Annotated in this window: 15 protein-coding genes and 1 other RNA gene; 10 read left to right on the plus strand and 6 right to left on the minus strand. The window is 67.2% G+C overall.

Features of this window, described 5'->3' with window-relative positions; all coding sequences use genetic code 11:
* Positions 1–5 precede the first annotated feature (5 nt).
* On the minus strand, positions 6–2,114 hold the full coding sequence (locus AC3WLD_RS00290; RefSeq protein ID WP_492554909.1) for a malate synthase G: 2,109 nt from the start codon (positions 2,112–2,114) through the stop codon (positions 6–8).
* 183 nt (positions 2,115–2,297) lie between these two features.
* Here AC3WLD_RS00290 and AC3WLD_RS00295 point away from each other — a divergent pair, with 183 nt between their 5' ends.
* The 4 genes from AC3WLD_RS00295 (at position 2,298) to AC3WLD_RS00310 (ending at position 6,320) form a co-directional block, all read left to right on the plus strand.
* Positions 2,298–3,521, plus strand: coding sequence for a hydrolase (locus tag AC3WLD_RS00295; RefSeq protein ID WP_492554910.1), 1,224 nt, complete (start codon positions 2,298–2,300; stop codon positions 3,519–3,521).
* Complete coding sequence (locus AC3WLD_RS00300; protein ID WP_492554911.1) at positions 3,518–4,534, plus strand: arginine N-succinyltransferase; 1,017 nt, start codon at positions 3,518–3,520, stop codon at positions 4,532–4,534. The genes AC3WLD_RS00295 and AC3WLD_RS00300 overlap by 4 nt, the downstream gene beginning before the upstream one ends.
* A 130-nt stretch (positions 4,535–4,664) precedes the next feature.
* On the plus strand, positions 4,665–5,915 hold the full coding sequence (locus tag AC3WLD_RS00305; RefSeq protein WP_492554912.1) for an N-succinylarginine dihydrolase: 1,251 nt from the start codon (positions 4,665–4,667) through the stop codon (positions 5,913–5,915).
* A gap of 141 nt (positions 5,916–6,056) precedes the next feature.
* Positions 6,057–6,320 (plus strand): hypothetical protein, encoded by a 264-nt coding sequence (locus tag AC3WLD_RS00310; protein ID WP_492554913.1) that lies wholly within the window; start codon positions 6,057–6,059, stop codon positions 6,318–6,320.
* A gap of 156 nt (positions 6,321–6,476) precedes the next feature.
* Here AC3WLD_RS00310 and ssrA read toward each other — a convergent pair.
* Positions 6,477–6,841, minus strand: a transfer-messenger RNA (tmRNA) gene (ssrA, locus tag AC3WLD_RS00315).
* Between the two features lie 94 nt (positions 6,842–6,935).
* Positions 6,936–7,355, minus strand: coding sequence for a large conductance mechanosensitive channel protein MscL (mscL, locus tag AC3WLD_RS00320; RefSeq protein WP_492554914.1), 420 nt, complete (start codon positions 7,353–7,355; stop codon positions 6,936–6,938).
* A gap of 169 nt (positions 7,356–7,524) precedes the next feature.
* Between mscL and AC3WLD_RS00325 the strand changes: the two genes are divergently transcribed.
* The 6 genes from AC3WLD_RS00325 (at position 7,525) to AC3WLD_RS00350 (ending at position 11,479) form a co-directional block, all read left to right on the plus strand.
* Positions 7,525–8,124: a LemA family protein gene (locus tag AC3WLD_RS00325; RefSeq protein WP_492555321.1), complete on the plus strand. Its 600-nt coding sequence runs from the start codon at positions 7,525–7,527 to the stop codon at positions 8,122–8,124.
* A gap of 25 nt (positions 8,125–8,149) precedes the next feature.
* Positions 8,150–8,929 (plus strand): TPM domain-containing protein, encoded by a 780-nt coding sequence (locus tag AC3WLD_RS00330; protein WP_492554915.1) that lies wholly within the window; start codon positions 8,150–8,152, stop codon positions 8,927–8,929.
* A 2-nt stretch (positions 8,930–8,931) separates the two neighbouring features.
* Positions 8,932–9,612, plus strand: a complete 681-nt coding sequence (locus tag AC3WLD_RS00335) for a TPM domain-containing protein (protein ID WP_492554916.1) — start codon at positions 8,932–8,934, stop codon at positions 9,610–9,612.
* 6 nt (positions 9,613–9,618) lie between these two features.
* Positions 9,619–10,161: an NUDIX hydrolase gene (locus AC3WLD_RS00340; protein WP_492554917.1), complete on the plus strand. Its 543-nt coding sequence runs from the start codon at positions 9,619–9,621 to the stop codon at positions 10,159–10,161.
* A gap of 123 nt (positions 10,162–10,284) precedes the next feature.
* On the plus strand, positions 10,285–11,067 hold the full coding sequence (locus AC3WLD_RS00345) for an SDR family oxidoreductase (protein WP_492554918.1): 783 nt from the start codon (positions 10,285–10,287) through the stop codon (positions 11,065–11,067).
* Positions 11,068–11,077: 10 nt separating this feature from the next.
* Positions 11,078–11,479: a VOC family protein gene (locus AC3WLD_RS00350; RefSeq protein ID WP_492554919.1), complete on the plus strand. Its 402-nt coding sequence runs from the start codon at positions 11,078–11,080 to the stop codon at positions 11,477–11,479.
* On the opposite strand, the gene AC3WLD_RS00355 is transcribed toward AC3WLD_RS00350, so the two are convergent.
* The 3 genes from AC3WLD_RS00355 to AC3WLD_RS00365 all read right to left on the minus strand — a co-directional run bounded on the left by AC3WLD_RS00355 (position 11,480) and on the right by AC3WLD_RS00365 (position 14,855).
* Positions 11,480–11,614, minus strand: a complete 135-nt coding sequence (locus AC3WLD_RS00355) for a hypothetical protein (RefSeq protein WP_492554920.1) — start codon at positions 11,612–11,614, stop codon at positions 11,480–11,482. It lies immediately after the preceding gene.
* Between the two features lie 43 nt (positions 11,615–11,657).
* On the minus strand, positions 11,658–12,569 hold the full coding sequence (locus AC3WLD_RS00360) for a methyltransferase domain-containing protein (protein ID WP_492554921.1): 912 nt from the start codon (positions 12,567–12,569) through the stop codon (positions 11,658–11,660).
* A gap of 171 nt (positions 12,570–12,740) precedes the next feature.
* Positions 12,741–14,855, minus strand: a complete 2,115-nt coding sequence (locus AC3WLD_RS00365; protein WP_492554922.1) for a PQQ-dependent dehydrogenase, methanol/ethanol family — start codon at positions 14,853–14,855, stop codon at positions 12,741–12,743.
* Positions 14,856–14,857: the final 2 nt, after the last annotated feature.

A 14,857-nucleotide genomic window follows, 5' to 3' on the forward strand; every position in this document is an offset into this window, starting at 1 on the left:
TATTCTCAGGCTGCTGCCTTCTTCCGGCGGCGCCAGGCGTGGAGCAGCGGTTCGGTGTAGCCGTTAGGCTGTTCGAGCCCCTTGAACACGAGATCGCAGGCCGCCTGGAAAGCCATGCTTTCGTCCCAGCGTCCGGCCATCGGCTCGTAGAGCGGGTCGCCGGCGTTCTGGGCATCGACCTTTGCCGCCATGCGCTTCAGCGAATCCAGCACCTGCTCGGCGGAGCAGACGCCGTGGTGCAGCCAGTTGGCGATGTGCTGGCTGGAGATGCGCAGCGTCGCACGGTCCTCCATCAGGCCGACATCGTTGATGTCGGGCACCTTGGAGCAGCCGACGCCCTGGTCGATCCACCGCACGACGTAGCCGAGCAGGCCCTGGGCATTGTTGTCGAGTTCCTCGCGGACCTCGTCCTCGCTCCAGTTGGTGCCGTCGGCGAGCGGGATCGAGAGCAGCGGGGCGAGCCCCGGGCAGTCTTCCTGCGCGACTTCGCGCTGGCGGTCGAACACGTCGACCTGATGATAGTGCATCGCGTGGAGCGTGGCGGCAGTCGGCGAGGGCACCCATGCGGTGTTCGCGCCGGTGCGCGGGTGGCCGATCTTCTGCTCCATCATGTCGCGCATCATGTCGGGCGCGGCCCACATCCCCTTGCCGATCTGGGCGTGGCCGGAGAACCCGTGCGACAACCCGATCGAAACGTTGCGCTTTTCGTAGGCCTGGATCCAGGTGCTGGCCTTGATCGCGCCCTTGCGGATCATGGGCCCGGCCTGCATCGAGGTGTGGATCTCGTCGCCGGTGCGGTCGAGGAAGCCGGTGTTGATGAACACGATCCGGTCCTTCACCGCGGCGATGCACGCGGCAAGGTTGGCCGACGTGCGGCGCTCCTCGTCCATCACCCCGACCTTGACGGTGTGGCGGGCGAGGCCGAGCAAGTCCTCGACCGCATCGAACAGGTCGTTGGTGAAGGCGACTTCCTCGGGCCCGTGCATCTTCGGCTTGACGATGTAGATCGAACCGGCACGGCTGTTGCGCCACGGACCAAGGCCCTTCAGGTCGTGCATCGCGATGGCGCTGGTGATGACCGCGTCCATGATCCCCTCGGGGATTTCCGAGCCATCGGCGAGGAGGATCGCGGGGTTGGTCATCAGATGGCCGACGTTGCGCACGAACATCAGACTGCGCCCCGGCAGGGTCAGCGGCTTGCCTTCGGGCGAAGTCCACTCCCGGTCACCATCCATGCGGCGGGTCATCGTCCGGCCGCCCTTGTCGAACGAGGCCTCGAGGTCGCCGCGCATCAGGCCGAGCCAGTTGGTGTAGGCGAGTGTCTTGTCCTCGGCATCGACCGCGGCCACCGAATCCTCGAGGTCGATGATCGTGGTCAGCGCGGCTTCGAGGACGATGTCGGCGATGCCCGCCACGTCGTCGCGGCCGACGTTGTGCTCACGGTTGAGGACCAGCTCGATGTGCAGGCCGTTGCTGCAGAACAGCAGCCCGCCGTCCTTGCGCCCGGCGAACTGGCCGGGATCACACAGCGGCGGCATGTCCTCGCCGTCCCAGTCGGACCAGCTCATGTTGTCGAGCGGCAGCGTGAGATCGAGGAACGCCCGGCCGGCGCGGATCACCGCCGCGCCGCGCTCGCGGTCATAGCCGCCGGGCCTGGCCGGCGCGGCGTCGAGCGCGTCGGTGCCGTACCACGCGTCATAGAGGCTGCCCCAGCGCGCATTGGCGGCGTTGAGGACGAAGCGGTCGTTGAGCGAAGGCACGACGAGCTGCGGCCCGGCCATCGTCGCGATCTCAGGATCGACATTCTGCGTGCCGATCATGAACGGCGCAGGCTCGGGGACAAGATAGCCGATCGATTCGAGGAAGGCGCGGTATTCGCCCGCGTCGAGCGGCTTGCCCTTGCGGGCAAGATGCCACGCGTCGATCTGCGCCTGGAGCGAATCGCGCTTGGCCAGCAGCGCCCGGTTGACGGGAGCAAGGCGAGTCACCAGCGCGGCGAAGCCGGTCCAGAAGGCATCTGTGTCCAGCCCCAGGGGCGCAAGGACCTTGCCCTCGACAAAAGCGGCAAGGCCAGCCTCGACCTGCAGCCCGGCGCGATCAACCCGTTGTTCCATAAGTGTCCTGTACCCTTGGTCATGCGAAAGCCCGGCACGGCGATGCCGGCAGGCGCGGTTCTAGCGGATGGGCCCGGGGAGGACGAGCCGCCTATGCCCGCTGCCTCGCGATTTGGCAACCGGGGACAGCGTCCCGGGCCGGGGGTGGCGCGCAGGCTCCGGCCAAGCTAACACCGGTTACATATGCAACAGCTTTCGTCCCCCGAAACGGCGATGGTCGAGCGGATCGAGCCGGTGGCGATGCTCGCCGAGGTCGAGGCGTGGAGCGCCATCAATACTGGCACGCGCAACCTCACCGGCCTTGCCGAGCAGGCTGAACTGCTGGCCGCCGCATTCGCTTCGCTGCCCGGCGAGGTTCGCCTCGAAACCCCGGCGCGGGTCACCGCGATGGGTGCCGACGGACGCGAGGTCGAGCTGGTCCACGGCCACCATCTCGTCCTCTCCGTCCGCCCCGAAGCGGCGCGGCGGTTCCTGCTGACCGGGCACATGGATACGGTCTTTGCCAGCGACCATCCATTCCAGGCGCAGCAATGGCTCGACGCCGACACGCTGAACGGCCCCGGCGTCGCCGACATGAAAGGCGGGATCGCGGTGATCCTTGCCGCGCTGAAGGCATTCGAGGCGGCCAGTCCGGCGGCGGCTTCGGTCGGCTACGACGTGATGATCAATTCGGACGAGGAGACCGGGAGCCTTTCTTCCGCCTCGCTGATCGAACGGCTCGCGCGGGGCAAGGTCGCGGCGCTGACCTATGAACCATCCGCCCTGCCCGACGGCACGCTCGCCGGCGCGCGCGGCGGGAGCGGCAACTTCTCCGCAGTCGTCACCGGCCGCTCCGCCCACGCCGGGCGCAACCCCGGCTGGGGCCGCAACGCGGTCGTCGCCGCCGCCGACCTCGCGCTTCGCCTCAAGGCCTGCGAGACCGCGACGCTCAGCGTGAACCCGGCGAAGATCGAAGGCGGCAGCGCCAACAACGTGGTGCCCGACCACGCCGTGCTGCGCTTCAACATCCGCCCGCAGGGCGAGGACGACGCCGAGCGCTTTGCCCGCGTCATCTATGGCCTGACCCGCGAGATCGAGCTGGAGCACGAGGTCTCCGTCCACCTACACGGCGGGATCACCCGCCCGCCCAAACCGCTGACGCCCGCCGCCGAACGCCTGTTCCACCTCGTCCGCGACTGCGGTACCGCACTTGGCCAGTCGATCGCCTGGCAAAGGTCGGGCGGGGTCTGCGACGGCAACAACATCGCCGCCTGCGGCGTGCCCGTGGTCGACACCATGGGCGTGTGCGGCGGCGCGATCCATTCACCCGACGAGTTTCTGATCGTGCCCTCGCTGCCTGAGCGGGCGGCGCTGTCCGCGCTCGTCCTCCACCGTCTGGCCGATCATTCCCTTGGGGGGACCTCATGACCTTCCGCATCCGCGCCGCAACCGGCGGCGACCTCCAGCACCTCTACGAAATGGCCAAGCTGACAGGCGGCGGTTTCACCAACCTGCCGCCGGACCGCAAGGCGCTGACTGCCAAGCTCGACCGCTCGGCCGAAGCCTATGCGCGGACCGAGCCCGGACACGACGAGCTGTTCGTGCTGGTGCTGGAAAACCTCGAAACCGGCGAGGTGCGCGGCACCTCGCAGCTGTTCACCCGGGTCGGGCAGGCCTGGCCGTTCTATTCGTACCGCCTCGCCACGCTGACCCAGCACTCCAAGGAACTGGGCCGGACTTTCCGCGCCGAGATGCTCAACCTCGTCACCGATCTCGAAGGGTCGAGCGAAGTCGGCGGGCTGTTCCTTCATCCTTCGGAGCGCGCCGGGGGACTTGGCATGCTGCTCGCCCGCAGCCGTTACCTGTTCATCGCCATGCACCGCGCCCGCTTCGGCGACCGCATCCTCGCCGAACTGCGCGGGGTGATCGACGAGCGCGGCGGCTCGCCGTTCTGGGACGGGGTCGCCGGGCGCTTCTTCGGGATGAGCTTCCAGGAAGCCGACTATTTCAACGCGATCAACGGCAACCAGTTCATCGCCGACCTGATGCCCAAGCATCCGGTCTATATCGCCATGCTCCCCGAAACCGCGCGCTCGGCGATCGGCCTGCCGCACCCGTCGGGCCGGGCGGCGATGCGGATGCTCGAGGCGGAGGGCTTCGCCTATGAAGGCTACGTCGACATCTTCGACGGCGGCCCGACGATGACCGCGCGGACCGACAAGGTCGAATCGATTTCGCAGGCCAAGTCGCGCACGGTGATGCGCACCGGCGATCCCGGGGCGGGCAAGCGGCGCGTGCTGGCCGCGACCGGATCGCTCGCGGAGTTCCGCTGCACCTTCGCCGAACTGTGCGAGGAGGGCCACGGCGTCGCGCTCGACGGGGTGGCGGCGGCGGCACTGGATGTCGGGGCGGGTGATACGGTGTGGTTCGTGGATCGGTGAGGGCGTGTGTCCCCACCCCTAACCCCTCCCGCAGGCGGGAGGGGGACTGAAGCGCTGCCCTGCCCCCCCTCCCGCAAGCGGGAGGGGTCGGAGGTGGGCAAGCAGCACGGCCTCGCAGTAAAGGTGACCAATGCTCGCTGAAATCAACTTCGACGGCCTCGTCGGCCCCAGCCACAACTACGCCGGGCTGAGCCTCGGCAACCTTGCCGCGACGGCCAATGCGGGGCGGGCCTCGCACCCGCGCGCGGCGGCGCTGCAGGGGCTGGCGAAGATGCGCAGCAACATGGCGCTGGGGCTGATCCAGGGCTGGTTCGCGCCGCTGCCCCGGCCCAACCCGGCGTTCCTCGGCGCACTTGGCCTCGACCAGGGCGAGGCCGACCCGGCGCTGGTCGCGGCAGCGTGGAGCGCCTCGTCGATGTGGACCGCCAACGCCGCAACCGTCTCCCCCGCGCCCGATACCGCGGACGGGCGCTGCCACCTGACCGCCGCCAACCTCGTCACCATGCCGCACCGTTCGCAGGAGTGGCCGGACACGCTGCGCCAGCTGCGCCTCGCCTTCGCCGACCCGGCGCACTTCGCGGTCCACCCCGCCGTGCCGCCGTGCTTCGGCGACGAAGGCGCGGCCAACCACATGCGGATGGGGCCGCGCCACGACGCGCCCGGGCTGGAAATCTTCGTCTATGGCAAGAGCGGCGGCGCATTCCCGGCCCGGCAGCACGAGCAGGCCGGACGCGCGGTGGCGCGGCTGCACCGGCTCGACCCCGCCCGCGTCCTCCATGTCGAGCAGAATCCCGCGGCGATCGCGGCGGGGGCTTTCCACAACGACGTGGTGGCGGTCGCCAACGAGACGGTGCTGTTCACCCACGAGCTCGCCTTTGCCGACCCCGAGGGGACATACGCCGCGATTCGCGACAAGATGCCCGAGGCGGAAATCGTCGTCGTGCCGGACAGCGCGGTCAGCCTGGCAGAGGCGATCCGGTCCTATCTCTTCAACGCCCAGCTGCTCACCCTGCCAGCGGGTGGGATGGCGCTGGTGGTGCCGTCTGAATGCGCCGAGAGCGGACCGGTGAGCGCGTATCTCGACAGCCTCGTCGCCAGCAACGGGCCGATCCGCCGGGTCATCCCGGTCGACGTGAAGCAGTCGATGGCCAACGGCGGCGGCCCCGCCTGCCTGCGCCTGCGGGTGGTGGCCGATCCGGCGACGGTCGACCCGCGCTTCCTGCTCGACGAGGCGAAAGCGGCGCGGATCGAGGCGGTGGTCGCGGCGCACTGGCCGGAGAGCATCGACCCCGCCGATCTCGGCAAGCCCGAACTCGCCGGACGGGTCATCGCTGCGCGCAAGGCCCTGCTCGAAGCGATGGCGCTGACGGAACTGCTCTGACCCCTCGCGGGTTTCCTTGACGCGCGTTTACCAGACCCTGTCGGGGTGCCTTACACCCGGTTTGCGGTTAACCTTCGCATCCCGCGATTCTCCGCGGTTGGCACGGAGGTTGCGGTGGATGCCCGGCAAGAGAGGTTAACAATGCTCCAGAAGATCGCGCGCCTGTTCAAGATCAAGACCAAGGTCGAGGCGTACATGATCATCTATGCGCTGGGCCTCGGCGCGGTGGAGCGCGGCTCGCACTACCTCACCCAGTACCCCGGCTTCGGCGGCAAGCTGCTGTTCCTCGCCTGCACGGGTTCGGTATTCCTCGGCGGCGCCAAGATCCTCGACTGCATCGACCACGAAAAGGCCGCCGAGAAGCGGCGCGCCGAGGAAGCGGTGGGGATGCCGCGGGTTTATTAGAGTCGCGCCCTCGCTCGTCATTGCGAGCGAAGCGAAGCAATCCAGGTGCGCGCTGCCCGCTGGATTGCCGCGCGACTTGCGGTCGCTCGCAATGACGATGGCGATGGACAGAGGAAAAGTGGGGCGATTCTGTTGCTCGGCTCGCCCCCAGCCGCCGGTTTCCGATTCTGTTACCCGGTTCGGTCCGAACCGTGCTGTCGCTTTGTAAATTCGGGCCGTTAGGCCGTCACATTACGCCGCGAGAGCAAGTGCTTCGTTGTCGTTGGCACTTGTAGGTTTTGAGCCTTTAACGGGTTACTCAGCCCGGGCAAAAACAGCGCTTTTCAACACACGTCGATCCTGGTTCGGCCCCGTCAACACCGCTGCGACAACAGCGCCCGGACTGGTTACCGGTGGTGATGGTGGAGCCGCCGGGTACTGCCCCCGGGTCCGCTGCGCCTATTGTACGCCGCAGTTTATCGCCATAGCCGGGCGAACCCGGCGAAGGCACATATAGGGGGTCTTGCCTGAAATGAAAGAGCGCGTCCCCGCGAAGGCGGGGACCTCGTGCCGCGAACGGACCGTCTGGCCGATGGAGGCCCCCGCCTTCGCGGGGGCGCATTCTTCTTTTTGCGCTTACTTCTTCCGCAGTTCGTCCCGGATTTCCGCAAGCAGTTCCACCTCGCTCGGCCCGGCGGGCGCGGCCTCAGGCGCGGGCATCATCCTGTTGGCCTGGCGGACGATCAGGAAGATGACGAAGGCCATGATAAGGAAGTTGATGATCGCGGTGACGAACGCGCCATAGCCCAGCATCGCCACGCCCGCGTCCTTGAGCGCGGCATAGGTCATCTCGCCCTTGTAGTCGGCCGGGATGTCACCCAGCAGCACGTACTTTTGCGAAAAGTCGAGCCCGCCGGTTGCCTTGCCGATCAGCGGCATCAGCACGTCGTCGGTCAGCGAAGAGACGATCTTGCCGAACGCCGCGCCGATGATCACGCCGACCGCGAGGTCGAGCACGTTGCCGCGCGCGATGAACGCCTTGAATTCCGAAAGCATGGGTATTCCCCTTCCCGTTTGCGAAGCCCGGCGTGGACACTGCCACGAACCGCCATGGCGTCAAGCGGGCGCACGGTCCGATACGGCGCTTGAATGGGCGCGCCCCTTCGCTACATTCGCGGCCAATGGGGCCGGCCGTCCGGCGAGATTGCAAGGGGTTGCCATGACGATGTCGCTGTTCTCGAAGCTGGGCCGCGCCGCCCTTGTCGCAGCGGCCGCGCTGAGCCTGTCGGCCTGCGGGGTGAACTCGATCCCGACCGCCGAGGAAAACGCCAAGGCCAAGTGGGCCGATGTGCAGAACCAGTACCAGCGCCGCGCCGACCTGATTCCCAACCTCGTCGCCACGGTGAAGGCCTATGCCAAGCAGGAGCAGGGCACGCTGGTCGCGGTGACCGAGGCGCGCGCCAAGGCGACCTCGGTGCAGGTCAGCGCCAACGACCTGACCGACCCGGCCAAGGTTGCGCAGTACGAGCAGGCCCAGGGCGCGCTGTCGCAGAGCCTCGGGCGGTTGCTCGTATCGGTCGAAGCCTACCCCGACCTCAAGTCCAACCAGAACTTCCTCGCCCTGCAGAGCCAGCTCGAAGGGACCGAAAACCGCATCTCGGTCGCCCGCAAGGACTACAACGAGGCCGTGCAGGCCTATAACACCGAGATCCGCACCTTCCCGTCGATCGTCGGGGCCAAGATCATCTATGGCTCCAAGCCGATGACCCCGTTCCAGGCGACGACGCCGGGCGCGGAGACGGCGCCGAAGGTCGACTTCAACTAAGCCCTCGTTTCTGAAAGGCCGGCCCATGCGCCGCGCGCTTCTCCTGCTTCTGGCCGCGCTGGCGTTTCTCGCCGGCCCGGCGTGGGCCCAGGAGTTTCCCAAGCTCACCGGCCGGGTGGTCGACGAGGCGCACCTGCTCTCGCCGCAGCAGGTGGCCGAACTCGACGCCAAGCTCGCCGCGCTGGAGACGCAGTCGCAGCGCCAGCTGGTCGTCGCGACCGTGCCGAGCCTGCAGGGCTACGAGATCGAGGACTACGGCTACCAGCTCGGTCGGACCTGGGCGCTCGGCAACAAGGACCGCGACGACGGGGCGATCCTCCTCGTCGCGCCGAACGAGCGCAAGGTGCGGATCGAGGTCGGCTACGGGCTCGAGGGCATCCTCACCGACGCGCTGTCGAGCGTGATCATCCAGCGCGAGGTGATCCCCCGGTTCAAGGCCAACGACTACCCCGGCGGGATAATGGCCGCGACCGACCAGCTGATCGCCCAGCTCCAGCTTCCCGAGGACGAGGCGCGCAAGGTCGCCGCCAGCGCGGCGCAGCAGCAACAGGCGGACAATGCGCCCGAGTTCGATTTCGGATTCTGGGTCTGGCTGGTGATCTTCTTCTTTTTCTTCGTGCTGCCATTCCTGCGCAGCCTGTTCGGCAAGGGCGGCAAGCGCCATTCGAGCGGGATATGGGTCGTGCCGAGTGGCGGCTGGTCGGGCGGTGGCGGGGGCTTTGGCGGCGGAGGCTTTTCTGGCGGCGGGGGCTTCTCCGGTGGCGGCGGCAGCTTCGGCGGCGGCGGGGCATCGGGGAGCTGGTGACGATGGCGCTACCTGTCATGACCGAAGCCGACCGCGACCGGGTGAGCGTCGCCGTCTCCGCCGCGGAAGGGGCGAGCGCGGGCGAGATAGTCACGATCGTCACCCCGCAGTCCGACGATTACCACGACGTTGCGCTAGCCTGGTCGGCGCTCGTCGCGCTGCTGGCGCTCGCCGCGCTGGAGATCGCGCCGGGGTTCTATCTCGGCCTCGTCGACCGGATGCTCGGCCTGTGGGCGACCGAATGGAGCCCGCGCGCGGTGCTGGGCCTCGCGCTGACCGTCGGCGTGGTCAAGTTCGCCGGCATGTACCTGATCCTGCTGTGGCGGCCGCTGCGGCTGCTGCTGGTACCCGCGCCGGTCAAGACGGGGCGCGTCCATGCCCGCGCCGTGACCTGCTTCAAGGTCGGCGCCGAGCGGCGGACCCACGGCCGCACCGGCATCCTCATCTACCTGTCCCTGGCCGAGCACCGCGCCGAGATCGTCGCCGACGAAGCCATCGCCAGCAAGGTCGACGCCGCGGTGTGGGGCGATGCGATGCAGGCGATGCTCGGTCATATCCGCGACGGCCGCATCGCCGACGGGATGATTGCCGCGGTGGAAAAGGTGGGCGCCGTGCTTGCCGCGCATTTCCCCCGCGCCGAGAACGATACCAACGAACTTCCCGACCGGCTGATCGAGGTCTGATATCCCATGAGCAAGACAGGTGACGCGCCCGAAGAGGTGATGTGGGCGGGGCGCTTCGTCGTCGCCAAGAAGAAGGGCAAGTGGGAGTATGTCAGCCGCGCCCGCAACATCCGCGCCGCGGTGATCCTCGCCCTCACCCCCGATGACGAGGTCGTGCTGGTCGAGCAGTTCCGCGTGCCGTTGAACCGCGTGTGCATCGAGCTTCCCGCCGGCCTGATCGGCGACGACGAAGGCGCGGAAGGCGAAGCCGCCGAGGTCGCCGCCGCGCGCGAGCTGGAGGAAGAAACCGGCTACCGTCCCGGCCGGATGGAAACCATCGGCGAGTTCCATTCCTCGCCCGGCATGGTCACCGAAAGCTTCACCCTCCTGCGGGCCTTCGACCTCGAGAAGGTCAGCGAGGGCGGCGGTCTGCCGGGCGAGGACATCACCGTCCACCACGTGCCCTTGGCGGGGCTCAGTGACTTCCTCGCGAGCCGCCGTGCGCAGGGCGACGCCATCGACGTGCGCTTGCTCACGCTGCTCGGGCCGGGCATCCTCGCGATGAAATAAGATACGCGGCTCCTGAAGCCTCGTCATTGCGAGGCCGAAGGCCGCGGCCATCCATCGCGGCCGCGGTGGATGGCTTCGCCCTTTCAGGGCTCGCAATGACGATAACATAGACGGAGAGACAGGATGAGCCGCAGGGTCGAAGGCAAGAAGGCGCTGGTCACCGGCGCGGCGCAGGGTCTCGGTGCGGCGACGGCGCGGCGGCTGGCGAAGGAGGGGGCGAAGCTGCTCCTCACCGACCTCAACGCCGACGGTGCGGCGGCGCAGGCCGAATGGATCAACCACGAATACGGCGCCGGCACCGCGTTCTCGCTGCGCCACGACGTGACCAGCCCGGACGACTGGAAGCAGGCGGTCGAGCTGGCCGGCGATGCGCTGGGCGGTCTCTCCGTCCTCGTCAACAACGCCGGGATCGGTGTGCGCGGCAACATCGAGACCTGCGAATTCGAGACCTGGAAGCGTGGCTTTGCTGTGAACGTCGATTCGGTGTTCCTCGGCTGCCAGACGGCAATCCCGCTGCTTCGCGACAACCAGCCCGGCTCGATCATCAACATCAGCTCGATCGCCGGGCTGATCGCGTCGGATACCATGCCCGGCTACAACGCCAGCAAGGCGGCGGTGTGGATGCTGTCGAAATCGGTTGCACTGTACTGCGCCAAGCGCGGCTGGGACGTGCGCTGCAATTCGGTCCACCCGACCTTCATCGACACCCCGATCCTCGACGGCATTGCCGCCAATGCCAACCTCGACAAGGGCGTTGTCATGGGCAAGCTCGCCCGCCAGATCCCGCTTGGCCGCGTTGGCGAGCCCGACGACATCGCCAGCGCCGTGCTCTATCTCGCCTCCGACGAAAGCCGCTTCGTGACCGGAGCGGAACTCAAGGTCGATGGCGGCATCTCGGCGATGTAAGGAGGCGGGCATGTCGGTAAAGGGCCTCGATCACGTCAACATCGTCACCGACGATATCGCCGCCGCGACCGCGTTCTATACGGCGCTGCTGGGCCTGACGCTCGACCCGCGGATACCGGCGGCGATGAAGGACGCCGCTGCCTGGCTGTGCGACGAGGAGGGCCGTCCGATCGTCCATCTCAATCACCGCAGCCTCGGGCGTGCCTTCGACCGCGACTTCCCGGCGAGCGCGGAAACCGGTGCGATCCACCACGTTGCGATGGCGTGTGACGATTATGACGCGACCGTCGCGCGGATCGAGGGCATGGCCCTCAGCTATGAAACCGCCGAGGTCCCGATGGCCAGGCTGCGGCAGATCTTCGTCCGCGATCCGCACAACGTTCTGCTGGAACTGAACTTCTACACCGCCTGATCACTGCCGGGCGAAGCGCCGCCCGCGGTGCGGGGTGAGCCGCTCACCCAGCTTGCCCAGCCCGCGCTCGGCGAACTTCTGGTAGATCGCGCGGCTGGCGAGCGGCTGGTCGATGAAGGCGATCTCGCGGCCCATGAACGGGAAACCATCAAGCTTTGCGCCGGCGCAATCTGATTCGTCACTTGGGCTTCGCGATCAGGTTCGCTCCAATGACCAGAAGTTCTTCGCGGCGGTAATGCTTGAAATCCGGATGCACAGCGGTCCGATCGAGTTCGCTCGGCCGACCACCCCATTCCTCGCACTCGCTCACATCGAAATCGGCGTCCTCAATCAGTCGGCGAAAGTCCCTGGTTCGCAGACGGTTCTGGAAGTGGATTCCGGGATTGTGACGCATCCACTGCCGATTGCCGAATTGCAGATAGTTGAAGTCCGTTATTGCCGGATCTGCGTGACTGTAATGGTCGGTAAAATCGATCGTGTGCGTCATCATCCCGTCGGGTCTGATAATCCGCCGGAACTCCTTCAGGATCGCGGCAAGAACCTGTTCGGGGATATGTTCGAACACGCTGGTCGTGCAAATGACATCAATCGAGCCCGCAGGCAGATCGGTCGATGATGCGTCAAGCGGAGCGAGGTAGCGAATGCCGTAAACCTCTTTCAGCGACGTTTCGAAGCTCGCCGCGTCCAGTTTGATCTTCGGCACACGCAAGGCGGCGGGCGGCGGGTCCTTGGCGAGATGCGCGATTGCCGCGTTGACCGTTTCAGCCCGGGCCCAACGGCGGACATCGATCGCGATCTGATTCTCGAACCCATAGCACCAGTAGATCAGGTTGGCGTAAAGGTCCCAGCCGGCACCGATTTCCAGCAGCTGCAATTTGGGCGCATCAGCTCGGCGCTGCATAATGCGTTGGGCCTGCAGGATTTGTATTCGAGCCGACCCGCTCGTCGGCACATAGGGCCGCGGCTGGGTTTTCGTAATAAACTTCTGGAACAGATAGTAGAGCCGCTCGCCTTGGGGAATGCGATCGAACAGGTTGAAGGCCAGTGATTTAGCCTTCCAACTGATGCTTACTCTTCGGTGCGCAGTCATGACCAGACGTCCGTTGCCAGGAACCGGCCTAAGACTCCGCCTCCCCCATGCTGCACCTGCGTAACAAGCAGGCCGGCGGGAGGCCAATGCCAAGTTCCCGCCTGGTCGCGCAATTTGGTTCAAATCGGGGCGAAGTCGGATGCAACGCTGCTGCGCCGCACCCAACCCGGCTCATTTGCGTTCGAGCGCCTTGTCCTCGTTGGCCCGGCTGATCACGTACTGCCTGATCTGCTCGATCTGCTCGGCCGAGTACTGGTCCTTCCACGCGACCATGCCGTTGTCCTTGAGCGCGCCGTCGTGGACGATCTGCTGCCACAGGTCGGCCTTGCCGAGCGCGACCGAGTGGCGGATGTCGGGATTGAGCTTGCCCGCGACCGCGGCGTTGCCGTGGCAGACCGAGCAGCTGTTGGCGTAGAACTTCGCTCCGGCCGCGACCTGCTCGGGCTTGCCGGTGAACGGCGGCGGATCGAGGACCCGCGCGCTCTGTGGCGGCGGGGCCGGCAACGTGACGCCCTTGGCACCGAGCTTGAACACCATCAGGCGGCTGATGTTCGGGGTCATCTTGCCGACCAGTTCGCCGCCCGAGACGTCGAGCACACCGCCCCAGCCGACCAGCACCGCGACGTACTGTTCGCCGTCGATCGCATAGGTCATCGGCGCGGCGAGCACGCCGGACTGGACCGGGAAGCTCCACACCTGCTTGCCGGTGTCGGCCGCATAGGCGTTGAACAGCCCTTCCGCGACTCCCTGGAAGACGAGGTTGCCCGCCGTCGCCAACGTTCCGCCGTTGGTCGCGTGCGGGTGCGGGACGGTCCAGCGGACCTTGCCTGCGACCGGATCGAAGGCCACCAGCGCGCCGGTGAACCCCTTCGCCGTCGCTTCCCGCACGGCCTTGTCGGCGGGGATCGCGCCGCCGGAGAAATCGAGGCCGAGCTGGAACCCGGTCTTGCCCGGCTCCCAGTCGGGATCGGCCATGTAGTACTGCGGCGTGTTGTTGGTCGGGATGTAGACGAGGCCCGTCTTCGGGCTGAAGCTCATCGGCGTCCAGCTATGTGCCCCGACCGCGCCGGGGATCCCGACGAATGGCTTGCCGGTGATCTCGTACTTGGCCTCGGGATTGACCATCGGCGCGCCGGTGACGGGATCGAGGCCCGAGGCCCAGTTGATCCCCTGCACGAACGGCTTGCCCGAGAGGAACTTGCCCGTCCTGGCGTCGAGGACATAGAAGAACCCGTTCTTCGGCGCGTGCATGATCACGTGCTGGACCTGGCCGTTCACGGGCAGGTCGGCGACGATGATCTGCTGGGTCGAATCGAAGTCCCAGCGGTCGTCCGGGGTCTCCTGGAAATGCCACGCGTATTCGCCGGTGTCGGCGTTCACCGCGACGATCGAGGCGGTGTAGAGGCTGTCGCCCTGGCCCTTCGTATTCCGGTGCTGCGGGTTCCACGGCTCGGCATTGGCAGTGCCGAAGAACACCAGGTTGGTGGCGGGATCATAGGTGATCGAATCCCACACCGTGCCCCCGCCGCCGAGCTTCCACCACTCGCCGGTCCAGGTCTTGGCTGCAGCCTCGAGGTGCTTGCCCTCGAACGGCTTCGACGGGTCGCCGGGGACGGTGTAGAACTTCCACGCCTCGTTCCCGGTCTCGGGATCATAGGCGGCGAGGTAGCCGCGCGTGAAGTATTCCGCGCCCGCCGCGCCGAGCAGGATCCGCCCCTTGACCACCCGCGGCGCGCCGGTGATCGACATGTGCGAGCCCTCGGGGATGACCAGCTTGCTCCAAAGGGCCTTGCCGCTCTTCTGGTCGAGCGCGATCAGCCGGCCGTCGAGCGTGCCGACAAACACCTTGTCGCCATAGAGCGCGACGCCGCGGTTGACCGCGTCGCAGCACACGTCGACCAGCTTCGACCGGGGCACTTCGGGGTCGTACGTCCACAGCGGCTTGCCGGTCTTCGCGTCGTAGGCGGCGACCTTGCTCCACGCGGTGGTGATGTAGAGCACCCCGTCGTGCATCAGCGGGGTCGCTTCCTGTCCGCGCGCGGTATCGAGGTCCGCGAACCAGGCGAGGCCCAACTGGCTCACGTTCTGGTCGGTCACCTGGGCGAGCGTGGAGAAACGCTGCTCGTTGTGGTCGCGGCCATAGCTCAGCCACTCGCCCTCCGGCTGCGCGGCGAGCAGGGCATCGGTCACCCCGCTGGCTGCCGGGGCCGATCCCGTGGGCGCATTGGAGCCCGTGCAGGCGGCAAGCGAGAACAGCGCGGCCAGCGCGAACGACCTCAGAGCCATCG

The organism is Novosphingobium sp. FW305-C-111 (assembly GCF_058783565.1).